The organism is Psychrobacillus faecigallinarum (assembly GCF_014836595.1).
GTDB classification, from domain to species: Bacteria; Bacillota; Bacilli; order Bacillales_A; family Planococcaceae; genus Psychrobacillus; species Psychrobacillus faecigallinarum.
The window spans coordinates 118,551-135,187 of the sequence record NZ_JACSQO010000001.1 but is presented as its reverse complement, the minus strand read 5'-3'; the positions used below and the strand labels follow the sequence as shown (position 1 = coordinate 135,187).

Here is a 16,637-nt window from a genome sequence, read left to right as displayed (position 1 = left end):
GAAGGAAGTTTAGGAATGAAAGCAGAGATTATTGCGGTAGGTTCAGAGCTATTATTAGGTCAAATTTCTAATACAAATGCCCGATTCATATCTTCCCAGCTTGCGGAGTTAGGGATAGACGTATATTATCATACGGTAGTTGGAGATAATCCCAATCGGTTATTAGACTCCATCAAAATCGCAGAAGAACGAGCAGACCTAATTATTTTTTCAGGAGGTTTAGGGCCTACTAAGGACGACCTAACAAAAGAAACAATTGCTAAACACCTTAACAAAAATCTTGTACTTGATGATCACGCGATTATGTATATAGAAGATTTCTTTAAAAGATCAGGAAGAATGATGACTGAGAATAACAAAAAACAAGCGCTGGTTTTAGAAGGCTGTACAGTCTTAGAAAACAAACATGGGATGGCTCCAGGAATGCTACTTTCAACAGAGAACCATGCATATATGTTATTACCTGGGCCTCCTAAGGAATTGGAGCCAATGTTCCAATTTGAGGCTAAGCCACTACTACCTAAGTTATTGTATAAAGAAAACGTTATTATGTCTCATGTAATACGCTTTTATGGAATAGGAGAAGCAGAGTTAGAGACTCAGGTCCAAGACTTGTTAGACAATCAAACAAATCCAACTTTAGCTCCTTTGGCTTCTGATGGAGAGGTAACGTTAAGACTTACTGCGAAAGCAGACACTGAGGAAGAAGCATGGAAAAGCATTGAAATACTACAGGCTGAAATTTTAAATCGTGTCGGTAAATATGTGTATGGTTATAATAACGAATCCCTTGCCTCGAAGTTAAGAGATATTCTAATTGACAATGAACTAACAATATCTGCTGCAGAAAGTATGACAGCAGGTCTTTTCCAATCAGAGTTGGCAGCTGTCCCGGGAATGGGGGTTGCGCTTGTAGGTGGTGTTATCACTTACACTGAAGAGGTAAAAATCAATCAACTAGGTGTTAAGAAGGAAACCATTGATGAACACAGTGTGGTCTCTAGTCAGGTTGCTGAGGAGATGGCAATCCGTGTTAAAGAAAAATTTAATACTACAATTGGTGTAGGTATCACTGGAGCTGCTGGTCCAGACGGACATGGCGACCAACCGGCCGGTACGGTTTGGATCGGAATTGCATATGGGGACGTTGCACCAATATCCTACAAATTGAATCTTTCAGGCATGAGAAACACGAACAGATTAAGAACTGTGAAATTTGCAATCCATTATCTTATTCGTTTACTCAGAGAAGAGGGACTTTCAAAAATTTAATTTTGACTATAAAAAACGGCCCAAAATACTATTTTGAGCTGTTTTTTCCTATCAAATTATGATAGTCTTAACAAATAAACGAATAGATGTTCGCTTTTTTCTTGTAAATTTCTCAAAGACCGAGTATACTAAAGATAGTAAAAAAAATGATAGTTTCTAGGAGGAAATACATTTGGCTAATGATCGTAAAGCAGCGTTAGAAATGGCTTTAAAACAAATAGAGAAGCAATTTGGGAAAGGTTCTGTTATGAAGCTAGGAGAGAAAACAGACCGTGAAATCTCCACTTCTTCAAGTGGTTCCCTAGCTTTGGATGCAGCTCTTGGAATAGGCGGATATCCACGTGGCCGTATTATTGAAATCTATGGACCTGAAAGCTCAGGTAAAACAACAGTAGCTCTTCACGCAATTGCAGAAATTCAAAAAACTGGTGGCCAAGCAGCATTTATTGATGCTGAGCATGCATTGGACCCTGTCTATGCACAAAAACTAGGCGTTAATATCGATGAATTATTATTATCTCAACCTGACACTGGAGAGCAAGCCCTTGAAATCGCAGAAGCTCTAGTTCGCAGTGGTGCGGTTGAAATCATAGTTATTGATTCCGTAGCAGCTTTAGTACCAAAAGCAGAGATAGAAGGAGAAATGGGAGATTCTCATATCGGTCTTCAAGCTCGCTTAATGTCTCAAGCTTTACGTAAGCTTTCTGGTGTTATTAACAAATCTAACACGATAGCTATTTTCATCAACCAAATTCGTGAAAAAGTAGGCGTAATGTTTGGTAACCCAGAGGTAACACCAGGTGGTCGTGCGCTTAAATTCTATAGTTCCGTTCGCTTGGAAGTAAGACGTGCAGAAGCTATTAAACAAGGTACTGACATTATGGGTAACAAAACAAAAATTAAAGTAGTAAAAAATAAAGTAGCTCCACCATTTAAAACAGCAGAAGTAGATATTATGTATGGAGAAGGGATTTCTCAAGAAGGAGAAATCGTCGACATAGGTTCTGAATACGATATTATCCAAAAAAGCGGTTCTTGGTATGCATACAATGAAGAACGCATAGGTCAAGGGCGAGAAAACGCTAAACAATTCTTGAAGGAAAATCCAGCTATTAAAGACGAAATCGCATCAAAAATTCGTCAATCTTTAGGAATGACTTCAAACTCATTTGTTATTGCGGCACATGAACAAGAGGAAGAAGACGGCGAATTCGAGCTACTTTTAGATGATGAAAAATAAAAAGTTAAGCTTCTTCTTTTAGTGGAGAATTATAAAAGGTATTAAGAGTCTATCTCTTGATACCTTTTTTAAAAATAAAGTTTATAGCTGAGAACCCCGGGATGGCAAATCATTCCCATGGTGGAAAGTGTACATTCATCTATTATTCCTTTTTTCAAGGAAAATATTATTTGATAGCTTTATATAATGAGTAAGTTTGATCCAAACGACTTTTTAGGCGAAGACTCTTGGTTGTTGTTGGTGAGAAAGATAAGCCATCATACAACGGCAATAATCGAAGGAGAAGAGTTATGCTTCCTTGTGAAAAGCGTCCATCTAAAGTGAAAATTAACCATATCTATCACATATCAAAATATCAATAAATAAGTATTTACCTAAAATCATCCTATACTTTTCTTTTGCTCTTCATAATTTGATGACCCCCCTCCCCTAAAACTAATAATATTCTCCCGTTTCCTTGACAGAGTATTTCTACATCTATACAATTAAAATTGTATAATTTCTTTATTAAATGATAAAAAGGCTGTACAAATATGCACTAATTATTGCATATTTGTGCCAACTGAAACTTAAAAGTATAGCAATAGGGGGTGTTCGAAATGATGGAAATTATCATCTCCGCTTTGCTTGGTCTACTTGTTGGTGGCGCTGTTGGTTACACTTATCTGAAAAAAGTGAATGATTCAAAAGTGACTGGTGCAAAACAATCTTCTGCGCTCATTTTAGAGGAAGCAAAGCGAGAAGCAGAAGCATTAAAGAAAGAAGCACTATTAGAAGCCAAAGATGAAACTCACCAATTACGAAATGAAGCTGAATCTGACATCCGAGAACGCCGCATGGAACTGCAAAAACAGGAAAATCGGTTATTACAAAGAGAAGAGAACCTAGATCGTAAAGATGATGCTCTAAACAAGAGAGAAGTAAGTCTTGAGCGTAAAGAAGATGCTCTAACACAAAGACAACAGCATATCGAACAGAAGGAAAGTGAAGTGGATGAATTAGTTGATAAGCAACAAAGCGAGCTTCAACGTATTTCTACGTTAACACGAGAAGAAGCAAAAACAATTATTCTTCAAGAGGTAGAAAACGAACTAGCAACCGATATTGCTGTGATGACTAAAGAGTCAGAAACAAGAGCCAAAGAAGAGGCTGACAAAAAATCTAGAGAAATACTTTCACTTGCTTTGCAAAGATTTGCGGCAGATCATGTTGCTGAAACAACTGTGTCAGTTGTAAATTTACCAAACGATGAGATGAAAGGGCGAATTATCGGACGCGAAGGACGAAACATTCGTACGTTAGAAACATTAACAGGTATTGATTTGATTATTGATGATACGCCAGAAGCTGTTATTCTTTCTGGATTCGATCCTATTAGAAGAGAGACTGCTCGACTTGCTCTAGAAAAATTAGTACAAGACGGACGTATCCATCCAGCTCGAATCGAAGAAATGGTAGAGAAATCTAGAAGAGAAGTAGATGAACAAATTCGTGAAATTGGTGAACAGACTACATTTGACGTAGGTGTTCATAATTTACACCCAGATTTGATGAAAATTTTAGGTCGTTTAAGATACCGTACAAGTTACGGACAAAACGTACTAAAACATTCCACAGAGGTTGCATATTTAGCTGGGCTATTAGCTGCTGAACTAGGGGAAGACGTTACATTAGCTAGACGTGCTGGCTTACTACATGACATTGGTAAAGCTATTGACCATGAAGTAGAAGGTAGTCACGTAGAAATTGGTGTAGAACTTGCTAGAAAGTATAAAGAACATCCAGTAGTGATTAACAGTATCGCTTCCCACCATGGTGATACAGAGGCTACATCTGTTATTGCGGTATTAGTAGCTGCTGCAGATGCATTATCCGCAGCAAGGCCAGGTGCAAGAAGTGAAACATTGGAAAACTATATTCGCCGTCTAGAAAAGTTAGAAGAGATTTCAGAATCATATGATGGTGTTGAAAAATCTTTTGCAATTCAAGCGGGTAGAGAGATTCGCATAATGGTACGTCCAGACCAAATCGATGACATTACAGCACATCGCTTGGCTAGAGATATCCGTAAGCGAATCGAAGAAGAGCTCGATTATCCTGGTCACATTAAAGTAACAGTAATCAGAGAAACAAGAGCTGTCGAGTATGCAAAATAAGTAAAGAAAAAATGAAATTGAAATCAAAAGGCTTCGAAATGAAGCCTTTTTTTCGTGAAGGGAAGTTATTAAAATAATGAAAATTTTATTTATTGGTGACATTGTTGGATCTATTGGTAGAGATACGTTAGAAAGCTACTTGCCAAGATTGAAAAGAAAATATAATCCAGATGTAGTAATTGCAAATGGAGAGAATGCAGCAGCGGGTAGAGGCATTACAAAAAATATTTTTAACTCCCTTTTACATATGGGGGTTGATGTAGTAACTATGGGAAATCATACATGGGACCAAAAAGAAATTATGGATTTCATTGATGATACTGATTATTTAATTCGCCCAGCTAATTTTTCAGAAGAGGCACCTGGAAAAGGAATGACCTCCGTTACGAAAAACGGTCATACTATTTCAGTTATCAATATGCACGGCAGAACCTTCTTGCCGCCACATGAAGATCCATTTAAGATGGCAACTGAAATGGTAGAGGAAGCAAAAAAGCTATCGCCAATCGTATTTGTAGACTTTCATGCAGAAGCGACAAGTGAAAAGATTGCTTTTGGCTGGCATTTAGACGGAAAGGCATCTGTCGTTGTTGGTACTCATACACATGTACAAACAGCAGATTCTCGTATTCTGCCTGGTGGTACTGCTTATATTACAGATGTTGGGATGACAGGACCTTATGACGAAGTATTAGGTATGAAAAAAGAAGATGTCCTGTACCGTTTTCAAACAAATATGCCAACTCGCTTTGAAGTGCCAAAGAGTGGGCGTTCGGTACTGAGTGGATTTTTCGTAGAGGTAGATAACAAAACAGGTAAAGCGATACATCAGGAGAGAATTTATATTAACGAAGATTATCCATTTGAGGCTTAAAAAAGTCTAAATAATTTCTTCCGAGCATAAGTTAGTTTATGAACGAAAGCAAGTTCATAAATATAGCGATAAAAGGAGAAATGATAGTGGATTCTTTAAAAGTATCTTCTCGTTCAAACCCAAATTCAGTGGCTGGTGCATTAGTTGCAGTTATAAGAGAACAAGGTTATGCAGAAATGCAAGCAGTAGGCGCAGGAGCATTAAACCAAGCGATAAAAGCTATTGCTATAGCAAGAGGATTTGTTGCTCCAAGTGGCACCGACCTAACTTGCTCCCCGGCTTTCACAGATATTGTTATCTCTGGTGAAGACCGAACTGCTTTGAAATTACTGGTGGAAAAGAAAACAAAATAATATATTGTTGCAAATCGTTCTCCATAAGGAGACTTTGCACTCTATATAAAGTTATGCAAAAAGTCGCTACTTATTATAAGTAGCGGCTTAAATTTTGGGTAAAGTACATACAGTACTAATTTTTTGAATAATTGGTGACGAAGCATTTCCGTCAAAGGTCTGAAATTCTATAAAAATACAGGGAATACATAGTGAATATCCCTACTTCGTGATAAACTAATGAAGGAAAAAAGCATTTAAAGAGAATAGTAAGGAGATGTTTATATGTTGCAACAGCTTTCTTGGAAAGTAGGAGGGCAGCAAGGAGAAGGTATTGAGAGTACGGGCGAGATTTTCTCTATGGCTATGAATCGCCTAGGATACTACTTATATGGATACCGTCATTTCTCTTCTCGAATTAAAGGTGGACATACTAACAATAAAATTTGTGTACGTCCTACTCAAGTACGTACCATTCCAGATAACTTAGATATTTTAGTGGCGTTCGATCAGGAAACCATTGATGTAAATTATAAAGAGCTTACAGAACAGAGTGTAATACTAGCAGATGCTAAATTTTCACCTGAGGCACCAGAGGACTGTCTAGCACCAATGTATATCGTACCTTTTACAGAGATTGCTTCTGAGCTTGGAACTTCTCTTATGAAGAATATGGTGGCAATTGGAGCAACGTCTGCTTTATTAAACTTAGACAAAGCAGTATTCCAGAGCGTTGTCGATGAAATTTTTGGTAAAAAAGGGCAAGAAGTTGTAGAAAAAAATATGCAAGCTATTCAACAAGGCTATGACACTATGGCACAGCAGCTTGGCGACCGTTTAGGAGAATGGGAGGTAGCTCCTGCTGATGGCAACCGTCGTCTATTCATGATTGGAAACGATGCAATCGCTATGGGAGCATTAGCCGCTGGAGTACGCTTTATGGCAGCGTATCCAATCACACCAGCCTCTGAAATAATGGAATACATGATTAAAAAGCTACCACTTTTCGGTGGAGCAGTTATTCAAACAGAGGATGAAATTGCTGCAGCAACAATGGCAATTGGTTCTAACTATGGTGGTGTACGTGCATTCACGGCATCTGCAGGTCCTGGTTTGTCTCTAATGATGGAGGCAATCGGATTATCAGGTATGACCGAACAACCATTAGTGGTGGTGGATACTCAACGTGGTGGCCCATCTACTGGATTACCAACAAAACAAGAACAGTCCGATTTGATGCAAATGATCTACGGCACACATGGTGAAATTCCAAAGGTTGTTATTGCACCAAGTACTGGTGAGGAAGCGTTCTACGATACGATTCAAGCGTTTAACATTGCAGAAGAGCTACAACTACCTGTAATTATTCTTTCGGACTTACAATTATCGCTTGGTAAGCAAACAGTAGAGCCTTTTGATTATTCTAAAATTGAAATTCGTCGCGGTCGCTTAATGATTGATGAAGAGCTTCCAGAAACTGAAGATAAGGCTTACTTTAAGCGCTATGAAGTAACAGAGGATGGTATTTCTCCTCGTGTATTACCTGGCATGAAACATGCTATCCACCACGTAACAGGGGTAGAGCATGACGAAACTGGTAAGCCTTCAGAGGCAGCCTTAAATCGTAAGGTCCAAATGGATAAGCGTATGAAAAAGCTGAACTACGTTAACTTCGACCAACCGGTGTATGTCAACGCGCCTCATGAAGAAGCAGATATTTTATTTGTAGGCTTTAATTCTACTCGTGGGGTATTAGAGGAATTACAACAAACGTTAAACGAAAACGGAGTTAAAGTGAACCATGCACATATTCGCTTGATACACCCTTTCCCAACAGCAGAAATGCAGCCTTTAGTATCAAAGGCTAAAAAAGTAGTAGTTGTGGAAAATAATGCAACAGGACAATTGGCGAACATTATTAAAATGAATGTTGGCGGTCATGACAAAATAGTGAGTGTCTTAAAATACGACGGCACCCCATTCTTGCCATTAAGCCTTGCAAAACAAGTAAAGGAGATGCTAACAGATGGTAACATTTAAAGATTTTCGTAACAATGTAAAACCAAACTGGTGCCCGGGATGTGGTGACTTTTCTGTACAAGCGGCTATACAACGCGCAGCAGCAAATGTCGGCATCCAACCGCATGATTTAGCAGTAATCTCTGGAATTGGATGTTCAGGACGTATCTCAGGATATATCCATTCATACGGCTTCCATGGTATTCACGGAAGAGCTCTACCAATCGCCCAAGGGTTAAAAATGGCCAATAAGGATTTACACGTTATCGCATCTGGTGGTGACGGAGATGGATTTGCCATCGGTATGGGGCACACAATTCACTCGATTCGACGTAATATTGATTTAACATACGTAGTAATGGACAATCAAATTTATGGGTTAACAAAGGGACAAACGTCTCCTCGTTCAGCAGAAGGATTTAAAACGAAGTCAACACCGGGCGGAGCAATAGAACCTTCCGTTAAGCCGCTTGAGCTGGCACTTACATCTGGAGCTACATTTGTTGCACAGGGATTCTCATCAGATATAAAAGAGCTGACAGCTATCATCGAAGCTGGTATTCAGCATAAAGGATTCTCCTTTATCAACGTTTTCAGCCCATGTGTTACTTATAACAAAGTAAACACATACGACTGGTTCAAAGAACATTTAACGAAGCTATCCAACGTGGAAGGATACGATTCAACTAATCGTGAAGAAGCACTACGAGTAGTTATGGAAAACGAAGGGTTAGTAACAGGTATTATCTATCAGGACGAAAACGCACCATCCTACCAAGAACAAGTACCAGGATATGCACCAACCCCACTTGTTGATCAAAACTTGAAGATGAGTGAAAAAGAATTTAGCACATTGTTAAAAGACTTTATGTAACAACAGAGGGCTCATGGACTTTTAATGTCTATGAGCCTTTTATTTGTGGTTTATCAATCATGCTTGAATAGTTTCGGTTTCTATCTAGAAAGTTCACCGTTAAAGTTGTATTGCACCCGTGAAGTATGATAATGAAGACCTATATAGATGAAAAGCGGCGGCACTAAGGTAGGAGAAAGTGTCTCGTAAAAGGAAGGAAAGTGCTCCTAAACCAGAGGAACGCCCCTAAAAAGTAGAAAAGTGCTCCTAAATAGCAGAAACCCGCCCCTAAAGTAGGAGAAAGTGTCTCGTAAATAGAAGCAAAGCGCTCCTAAACCAGGGGAACGTCCCTAAAGAGTAGAAAAGCGCTCCTAAGTAGCTGGAAACAGCCCCTAAAATAGGCGAAAGTGTCTCGTAAATGGAAGCAAAGTGCTCCTAAATCAGGGGAACGCCCCTAAAAAGTAGAAAAGCGCCCCTAAATGGCAGAAACCCGCCCCTAAATAGGCGAAAGTGTCTCGTAAATGGAAGTAAAGTGCTCCTAAATCAGTGGAACGCCCCTAAAAAGAAGAAAAGCGCTCCTAAATAGCTGAAACCCACTCCTAAGATAGGTGAAAGTGTCTCGTAAATAGAAGCAAAGTGCTCTTAAGCCTATCTAATTCTATGTAAAACATCACATAAACCTCAAAAACCTTATATATTTTGTCTAAATAAGAACTTTTGAGCTTAATACCTTGTAGCAATGGAGCACTATTCAGTATAATAGGATGGATATACGGATTTTGGCGAATGAAAGAAAGGGGAGTTCTTATGAACGAGGAATCACGTTTACAAAGTACTCAAATTAAAGAAACTACTTCTCCAGAAAAAAAAATGGAGAAAGATTATAGTAAATATTTTCAAGCAGTTTACACTCCCCCGTCCTTAAAAGATGCAAAAAAACGTGGGAAAGAAGAAGTGGCTTACCACAACGACTTTTCAATTGCAGATGAATTCAAAGGGATGGGACAAAATCGTAAATTTTATATACGTACCTACGGATGTCAAATGAATGAGCACGATACAGAAGTAATGGCTGGTATTTTCATGCAATTGGGATATGAGCCGACGAACACAGTGGAAGATGCCAACGTCATTCTACTAAATACATGTGCAATTCGTGAAAATGCGGAAAACAAAGTATTTGGTGAGCTTGGGCATTTAAAGCATTTAAGAAGAAGCAATCCTGATTTACTTATTGGTGTTTGTGGCTGTATGTCACAGGAAGAATCAGTTGTGAAGAAAATATTAAAAACCTACGATCAAGTAGATATGATTTTCGGTACACATAATATTCATCGTCTACCTAATATTCTAAACGAAGCATACCTATCAAAAGAAATGGTAATTGAAGTTTGGTCTAAAGAAGGAGATGTAATCGAGAACCTTCCACGTGTGCGTAAGGGATCTATTAAAGCATGGGTAAACATCATGTATGGTTGTGATAAGTTTTGTACATATTGCATCGTACCGTATACACGAGGTAAGGAACGTAGCCGTCGACCAGAGGATATCATTCAAGAAATCCGTCATCTGGCAGCTCAAGGATATAAAGAAATTACCCTTCTAGGTCAAAATGTAAACGCCTATGGTAAAGATTTTACTGACTTAGACTATCGTTTTGGAGATCTGATGGATGATTTAAGAAAAATTGATGTAGCAAGAATTCGCTTCATGACTAGTCACCCGAGAGACTTTGATGATCATTTAATCGAAGTGTTAGCAAAGGGAGGGAATTTGGTAGAGCATATTCATTTACCAGTTCAATCAGGTTCAACCGATATTCTTAAAATCATGGCTCGAAAATATACAAGAGAACACTACCTAGAGCTTGTAAGAAAAATCAAGGCAGCTATTCCAAATGCTTCATTGTCTACTGATATTATTGTTGGTTTCCCTAATGAAACTGATGAGCAGTTTGAGGAAACGCTTTCTCTTTATAAAGAAGTAGGATTTGAAATTGCTTACACTTATATTTATTCTCCACGAGAAGGCACACCTGCAGCTAAAATGATTGATAATGTGCCTATGGAAGTTAAAAAAGAACGACTTCAACGCTTAAATGCTTTAGTAAACGAAATGTCTGCCACTGCTATGAAAAAGCATGAAGGGGATATTGTAGAGGTATTAGTAGAAGGGGAAAGTAAAAACAACCCTGATGTACTTGCTGGATATACTCGAAAAAGCAAGCTAGTAAATTTCGTTGGACCGAAGGATATAATTGGTCAGCTTGTTAAAGTCAGAATTACAGATGCTAAAACATGGTCACTGACAGGTGAACTAGTAGAAGCGACAATTGAAGAAAAGGTGGGTATATAATGGCTACTAAATACACTAGAGACGATATTATTGAAAAGGCTAGAGAAATTGCTACAATGATTGCAAACACGGAAGAGGTTGACTTCTTTAAACGTGCAGAAGCACAAATTAATGAAAATCAATCCGTTCGTGAAAAAATTGCTAGCTTAAAGAGCCTACAAAAACAAGCAGTTAACTTCCAGCATCTTGGTAAAGAAAAAGCACTAAAGATGATTGAAGGTAAGATTGCTGCAATAGAAGAAGAAATCGACAATATTCCGATTGTACAAGAGTTTAAGCAATCCCAAGGCGATGTGAATAGTTTGTTACAGTTAGTTGCTAATTCAATTTCTAACAATGTTACTAACCAAATTATTGAGTCGACCGAAGGAGATTTACTTAGAGGTGAAACTGGCTCTAAAGTAAAAAATACTACTTACGATAGCTGTTCATAATTATTAACGACAAAACATACATTGTATCGACAAGATACAATGTATGTTTTTTGTTTGGTATCATTTTACAATCATATGAGAAAAATTTAGCTTACGTTAAGGTTATTTCGTATTATCTTATGTTGAATTGACGGAATTTATGCAATTGATTGACAAAGTGATGAGAAATTGTGATAGAATTATAGAGAACATTGGGGTATTTTTATATAAAAAGGGAGGAATTGTAAAATATGAAAAAGAGACAAATGAAATGGTTAGCTGTCTTAAGTATTTTTCTAATACTTTTTTTAGCAGCATGCGGAACAGATGAATCAGGTAGTGGTTCAGGTGACGACTCAGGAAAATCAAAAGACCCAAAATTTTTAAGTATTCTAACTGGAGGGACCCAAGGAACGTATTATCCACTTGGTGGTACTTTTGCTGAATTAGTTTCTGAAGAGACAGGTATAAAAACTACTGCAGAAGTATCTCAGGCATCTGCTGCGAATATGACAGCTTTACAGGAAGAAGAAGGAGATATTGCCTTCGTACAAACTGACATAGCTTATTATGGAACTGAAGGCACAGAAATGTTCGAAGGAAACAAGTTAGATACAGTAGTGGCTCTTGGCGCTCTTTACCCAGAAACTGTACAATTAGTTACCTTAGCAGACTCAGGCATTAATTCTTTTGAGGATTTAAAAGGTAAGAAGGTTTCTGTAGGGGCTCCTGGTTCAGGGACTTACGCAAACGCTGAGCAGCTTTTAGAAATTCATGGTCTATCAATAGAAGATGACATTCAAGCTCAAAACTTGGACTTTGGAGAATCTACCGATGGTTTATCGACTGGTCAAATTCAAGCAGCCTTTATTACAGCTGGTTATCCAACATCAGCAGTTGAGGCTTTAAATGCTACAAACAAAGTTAACATTATCCCAGTAAGTGAAGACAAAGCAAAAGAACTTATCGAAAAATATCCATATTATGCAGTAGATGCAGTGCCTAAAGGAACTTATGGTCTTGCAGATGAGGTGCCAGCAGTATCCGTATTAGCGATGCTAGCAGTTAAAAAAGATCTTTCGGAAGATTTAGTATACAAAATTACAAAAGGCATTTATGGAAATACAGATAAAATAAGTCATGCAAAAGGTGAGTTTATCAAAGCGGAAACTGCATTAGATGGTATTGGTATAGATGTTCATCCAGGTGCACAAAAATACTTTGATGAAGTAAACAAGTAACGTTTAGTGAAAAGAGGCTCTGATGCGTACAGCTTCGAGTCTCTTTTCTAGTTAAGTGAGGTTTCAAACTTTGTGAAAAATAAAGTAATATTTGTCTTTATACTGATAGCGGTCATATTTATTTTTATACCGTTCATACCTGCATTTTCATTTACAGAAACTCGTACAGATTCGCCAGTTTCATATTATCTCTTGATAAACGAAGAAAACAACTTTCAGATTGTATTTACTCACACTATACATAAAACAGATGTGATTGAAAACTATCAAATAATGGACAGTGAGATTCTATTACAGTCAATGGAGTATAGTGATGTAGCAATTGGGATGCCAAGTTATGCAGAAAAAGGGCAAACTCTGATTTATAAAGAAGGTACATATACTTTGTCAAATGATGAACCAGTTGTTTTGCCTCATTTTACTTTGTTTATCGGAGATGTGAAGGATAAATTGTATTTTAAATATGGATTAAAAAAATATGATTTAAAAGAAAAATTAGAAAAAGGGAAATCTTATAAAGTCGAAGTGAAAAAGCTATCCTTAGTAGAAGTAATGAAAGGAGTTAACCTGAATGAAAGAAAACCATGATGACAAAACGAAGCAAAACACTGAGTCCAGTAATTTTCAGGAGCTATCAATAGAGGAGCAACAAGCTCTTTTAGAAAAATATGATCCAGAATCCAATACGCGTAGTATAGGTGGCAACTTGAAATACCTTATTTATATAGGCTTGTTGGCATTTTCATTATTTCAGCTTTACACTGCTATATTTGGGCAATTTCCTGCACAAATTCAGCGTACTGTCCATTTAGGATTTGGTTTATTATTTGTATTTCTTTTATTTCCTGCACGAAAGAAACTATCTAAAACGAAAATTCCCTTTTATGACTTCATATTAGGGGCGGGAGCGATTTTTGTTGGGAGCTATTGGGTTATAAACTATGAAAGACTTGTCCAAAGCCTAGGAAGTTTGGGTACGTTAGATTTTATAGTAGGTTTAATTGCTATAATATTAGTTTTAGAGGCTGCACGTCGAGCAGTAGGTTTACCAATAACTATTATAGCAGCATTATTTTTACTTTATGCATATCTGGGGGAGTACTTCCCAGCCTTTATGGCTCATCGAGGTCAAAGTTTGGATAATATCGTTAATTTAATGTTTTTCTCTACAGATGGTATTTTAGGAACACCTTTAGCGGTTTCCTCTACTTATATTTTTGCGTTCCTGTTATTTGGAGCCTTTTTAGTTAAAACTGGGGTTGGACAATATTTTAATGATCTGTCAGTTGCAGTAGCCGGAAAACTCATTGGTGGTCCAGCAAAAGTAGCGATTTTCTCATCTGCACTACAAGGGACTATTTCAGGAAGCTCCGTTGCAAACGTAGTTACATCAGGGGCGTATACGATTCCGATGATGAAATCTCTAGGATACAAGAAAGAATTTGCTGGAGCAGTTGAGGCCTCCTCTTCAACTGGTGGACAATTAATGCCACCAATCATGGGGGCTGCTGCTTTCTTGATGGTTGAATTCATCGGACGTGGAGTGACATACTGGGATATTGCCAAAGCAGCAGCTATACCAGCACTTCTATACTTTACCGGGATTTGGATTATGACTCACTTTGAAGCAAAGCGTTTAGGTTTGCGCGGGTTGACAGATGAACAGATGCCGGATCGTAAAGAGATTTTTAAGAAAATTTATTTAATCTTGCCTATTTTCTTAATCATAATTTTAATGATGGTTGGAGTTCCAGTAATTCATTCAGCATTATATGGTATTCTGGCATGTATCGTAGTCGGCTGGATTAATAAGGACACGCGCCTTGGTCCTAAAGAAATAATGGATGCATTAGTGGATGGAGCTCGTACAGCACTTAGTGTAGTTGCGGCTACGGCTTGTGCAGGTATTATTGTAGGAGTTGTTGTAAAGACAGGTCTTGGTCTAAGTCTGGCAACTAGTCTTGTTAAACTTGCAGGTGGTAGTATTATTCTTACATTATTCTTTGTAATGATTGCCTCCCTGATTCTAGGGATGGGAGCTCCAACAACTGCCAACTATGTTATCACATCGACTATTGCAGCGCCTGCAATCATTGCGTTACTAGCACCAGATACAGCGCAAAATGCAATTCCGATTGTTGTTTTACTATCTGCACATTTCTTCGTATTTTATTTTGGGATAGTCGCAGATATAACACCGCCGGTTGCCTTAGCCGCCTTTGCTGCATCAGGAATATCGGGTGGTGACCCAATTAAAACGGGGATTCAATCCTCCAAGCTGGCAATTGCCGCATTTATCATTCCATATATGATTGTATTCTCGCCAACCCTGTTGATGATAGATACAACATTATGGCAAGTGTTATGGGTGACCTTTACTGCCATCATTGGAATGCTAGCGATTAGTGCTGGTATGATTGGTTATTGGTACCGTAAAGTGAATCCTGTTGAAAGGTTGTTTGCAATTCTCGCAGGACTATTGCTTATTTACCCAGAAGGCTATTCAGATATGGCTGGCTTAGCTTTATTCGGTATTCTGTTAGCAATTCAACTTGCTACACGAGAAAAAGACAATAAAAAGGTAGTTACACTATAAGGAAAACCATGGGCCTAAAACGGCTCATGGTTTTTGTTTGTATATAGAAAAACATGAATATATTGGTATAATATAGTTATTAGAATACATAGAATAGAGGATTTATTAATGACTTTGAAATTTATACAAGCAGAAAAACATACAAATGATATGGTGCTCTTTCCTGAATTCAATTTAGACATAATACAAGGAGAGGTTACCGCCATTGTTTCTACTGTTAATGTGAAGGAGCAGCTGTTAAATACTTTGTTAGGAAAAACAAGATTATCTAATGGAAAAATTGATTATATTCCTGAAAACAAAATTGGGTTTTTCTTTTTGCATGAGGGAGGATATGAACGACTGACGGTCTTGGAAAACTTAAAATTTTATAAAAAACTATATAACTCTCCTGAACAAATAGACAAAATCATGCACTCCGTACAACTTGGTGCCCAAAAAAATAAAAAAATATTGAATTTAACGTATTCTGAAAGAAAACGCGTTCAGCTAGCATGGTTACTTATTCACAGTCCAGACATTTACATAATGGAAGAGCCTGATCAAAATTTAGATATTGAATCGAAACGTATTCTTTTATCCATTTTAAGAGAGCTTCGTCTAGCGCAAAAAATTATATTAGTATTAACAGGTCAAGTGGAGAGTGGGGTTGCTTGCTCGGATAACGTTTACCGATTAAATGAAAAAGGACTTCATCCAATTCACACAAAGGAAGAAGAAAGTGAGGAAGTGAAAGAAATAGAGTCACCTACCGCTAAGATTACAACAACCGATGAATCAGTGGAAGAGAAATTAATTCAGCCTATTCGTTTTGAAAAAATACCAACTAAAGTAAATGAAAAAATTGTATTGTTTGATCCTCCAGAGATAGATTACATTGAAAGCACAGAAGGACAAACTTATTTACATATAAAAGGAGAAAGCTTTGCTTGTTCCTTTACATTAAATGATCTAGAAGAAAGATTATTAGCCTTTGGTTTCTTCCGATGCCATCGTTCATATATCGTGAATTTACAAAAAGTGAGGGAAGTTATTACGTGGACACGAAATAGCTACAGCTTGGTACTAGATGATACAGAAAAATCATCTGTTCCACTTTCTAAGACTAAAATGGCGGATTTAAAGGGAATGTTAGGACTTAAATAAGCTCCATTCAACTAAAATAAGAGTCCACTCACCCTAAATTTGACTCCTTTCACCGGAAATATAATGTTTTCCATTTAAATATCTCATAATCTTAGGTTGTAGATACGAAATGTTCAACCAAACAATTAGGAGGTTTTCAA

General features: G+C 37.6%; 13 protein-coding genes. All 13 read left to right on the top strand.

Features of this window, described 5'->3' with window-relative positions; genetic code table 11:
- Positions 1–15: 15 nt before the first annotated feature.
- The 13 genes from H9650_RS00770 to H9650_RS00710 all read left to right on the top strand — a co-directional run bounded on the left by H9650_RS00770 (position 16) and on the right by H9650_RS00710 (position 16,497).
- Positions 16–1,272: a competence/damage-inducible protein A gene (locus tag H9650_RS00770; RefSeq protein ID WP_151110488.1), complete on the top strand. Its 1,257-nt coding sequence runs from the start codon at positions 16–18 to the stop codon at positions 1,270–1,272.
- Between the two features lie 172 nt (positions 1,273–1,444).
- Positions 1,445–2,512: a recombinase RecA gene (gene recA, locus H9650_RS00765; RefSeq protein ID WP_225215853.1), complete on the top strand. Its 1,068-nt coding sequence runs from the start codon at positions 1,445–1,447 to the stop codon at positions 2,510–2,512.
- A gap of 602 nt (positions 2,513–3,114) precedes the next feature.
- A complete protein-coding gene (rny, locus tag H9650_RS00760; protein WP_144538257.1) occupies positions 3,115–4,668 on the top strand; it encodes a ribonuclease Y in 1,554 nt (517 codons plus the stop codon).
- Positions 4,669–4,744: 76 nt separating this feature from the next.
- Positions 4,745–5,542: a TIGR00282 family metallophosphoesterase gene (locus tag H9650_RS00755; protein ID WP_151110486.1), complete on the top strand. Its 798-nt coding sequence runs from the start codon at positions 4,745–4,747 to the stop codon at positions 5,540–5,542.
- Positions 5,543–5,628: 86 nt separating this feature from the next.
- A complete protein-coding gene (locus H9650_RS00750; RefSeq protein ID WP_144538118.1) occupies positions 5,629–5,895 on the top strand; it encodes a stage V sporulation protein S in 267 nt (88 codons plus the stop codon).
- 264 nt (positions 5,896–6,159) lie between these two features.
- A complete protein-coding gene (locus H9650_RS00745) occupies positions 6,160–7,914 on the top strand; it encodes a 2-oxoacid:acceptor oxidoreductase subunit alpha (protein WP_151110484.1) in 1,755 nt (584 codons plus the stop codon).
- The gene (locus H9650_RS00740; RefSeq protein ID WP_144538120.1) at positions 7,901–8,767 is read left to right on the top strand and encodes a 2-oxoacid:ferredoxin oxidoreductase subunit beta; all 867 of its coding nucleotides are present in this window, start codon (positions 7,901–7,903) and stop codon (positions 8,765–8,767) included. Before H9650_RS00745 ends, H9650_RS00740 begins: the two co-directional genes overlap by 14 nt.
- Before the next feature lie 786 nt (positions 8,768–9,553).
- On the top strand, positions 9,554–11,101 hold the full coding sequence (gene miaB / locus H9650_RS00735) for a tRNA (N6-isopentenyl adenosine(37)-C2)-methylthiotransferase MiaB (protein ID WP_144538121.1): 1,548 nt from the start codon (positions 9,554–9,556) through the stop codon (positions 11,099–11,101).
- On the top strand, positions 11,101–11,535 hold the full coding sequence (locus H9650_RS00730; protein WP_144538122.1) for a RicAFT regulatory complex protein RicA family protein: 435 nt from the start codon (positions 11,101–11,103) through the stop codon (positions 11,533–11,535). The genes miaB and H9650_RS00730 overlap by 1 nt, the downstream gene beginning before the upstream one ends.
- A gap of 230 nt (positions 11,536–11,765) precedes the next feature.
- The gene (locus H9650_RS00725) at positions 11,766–12,755 is read left to right on the top strand and encodes a TAXI family TRAP transporter solute-binding subunit (protein ID WP_151110482.1); all 990 of its coding nucleotides are present in this window, start codon (positions 11,766–11,768) and stop codon (positions 12,753–12,755) included.
- A gap of 72 nt (positions 12,756–12,827) precedes the next feature.
- Entirely contained in the window at positions 12,828–13,343 is a 516-nt protein-coding gene (locus H9650_RS00720) for a DUF1850 domain-containing protein (protein WP_229654108.1), read from the top strand.
- A complete protein-coding gene (locus H9650_RS00715) occupies positions 13,327–15,351 on the top strand; it encodes a TRAP transporter permease (protein ID WP_144538124.1) in 2,025 nt (674 codons plus the stop codon). The genes H9650_RS00720 and H9650_RS00715 overlap by 17 nt, the downstream gene beginning before the upstream one ends.
- Positions 15,352–15,459: 108 nt before the next feature.
- The gene (locus H9650_RS00710) at positions 15,460–16,497 is read left to right on the top strand and encodes a LytTR family transcriptional regulator DNA-binding domain-containing protein (protein ID WP_191696366.1); all 1,038 of its coding nucleotides are present in this window, start codon (positions 15,460–15,462) and stop codon (positions 16,495–16,497) included.
- Positions 16,498–16,637: the final 140 nt, after the last annotated feature.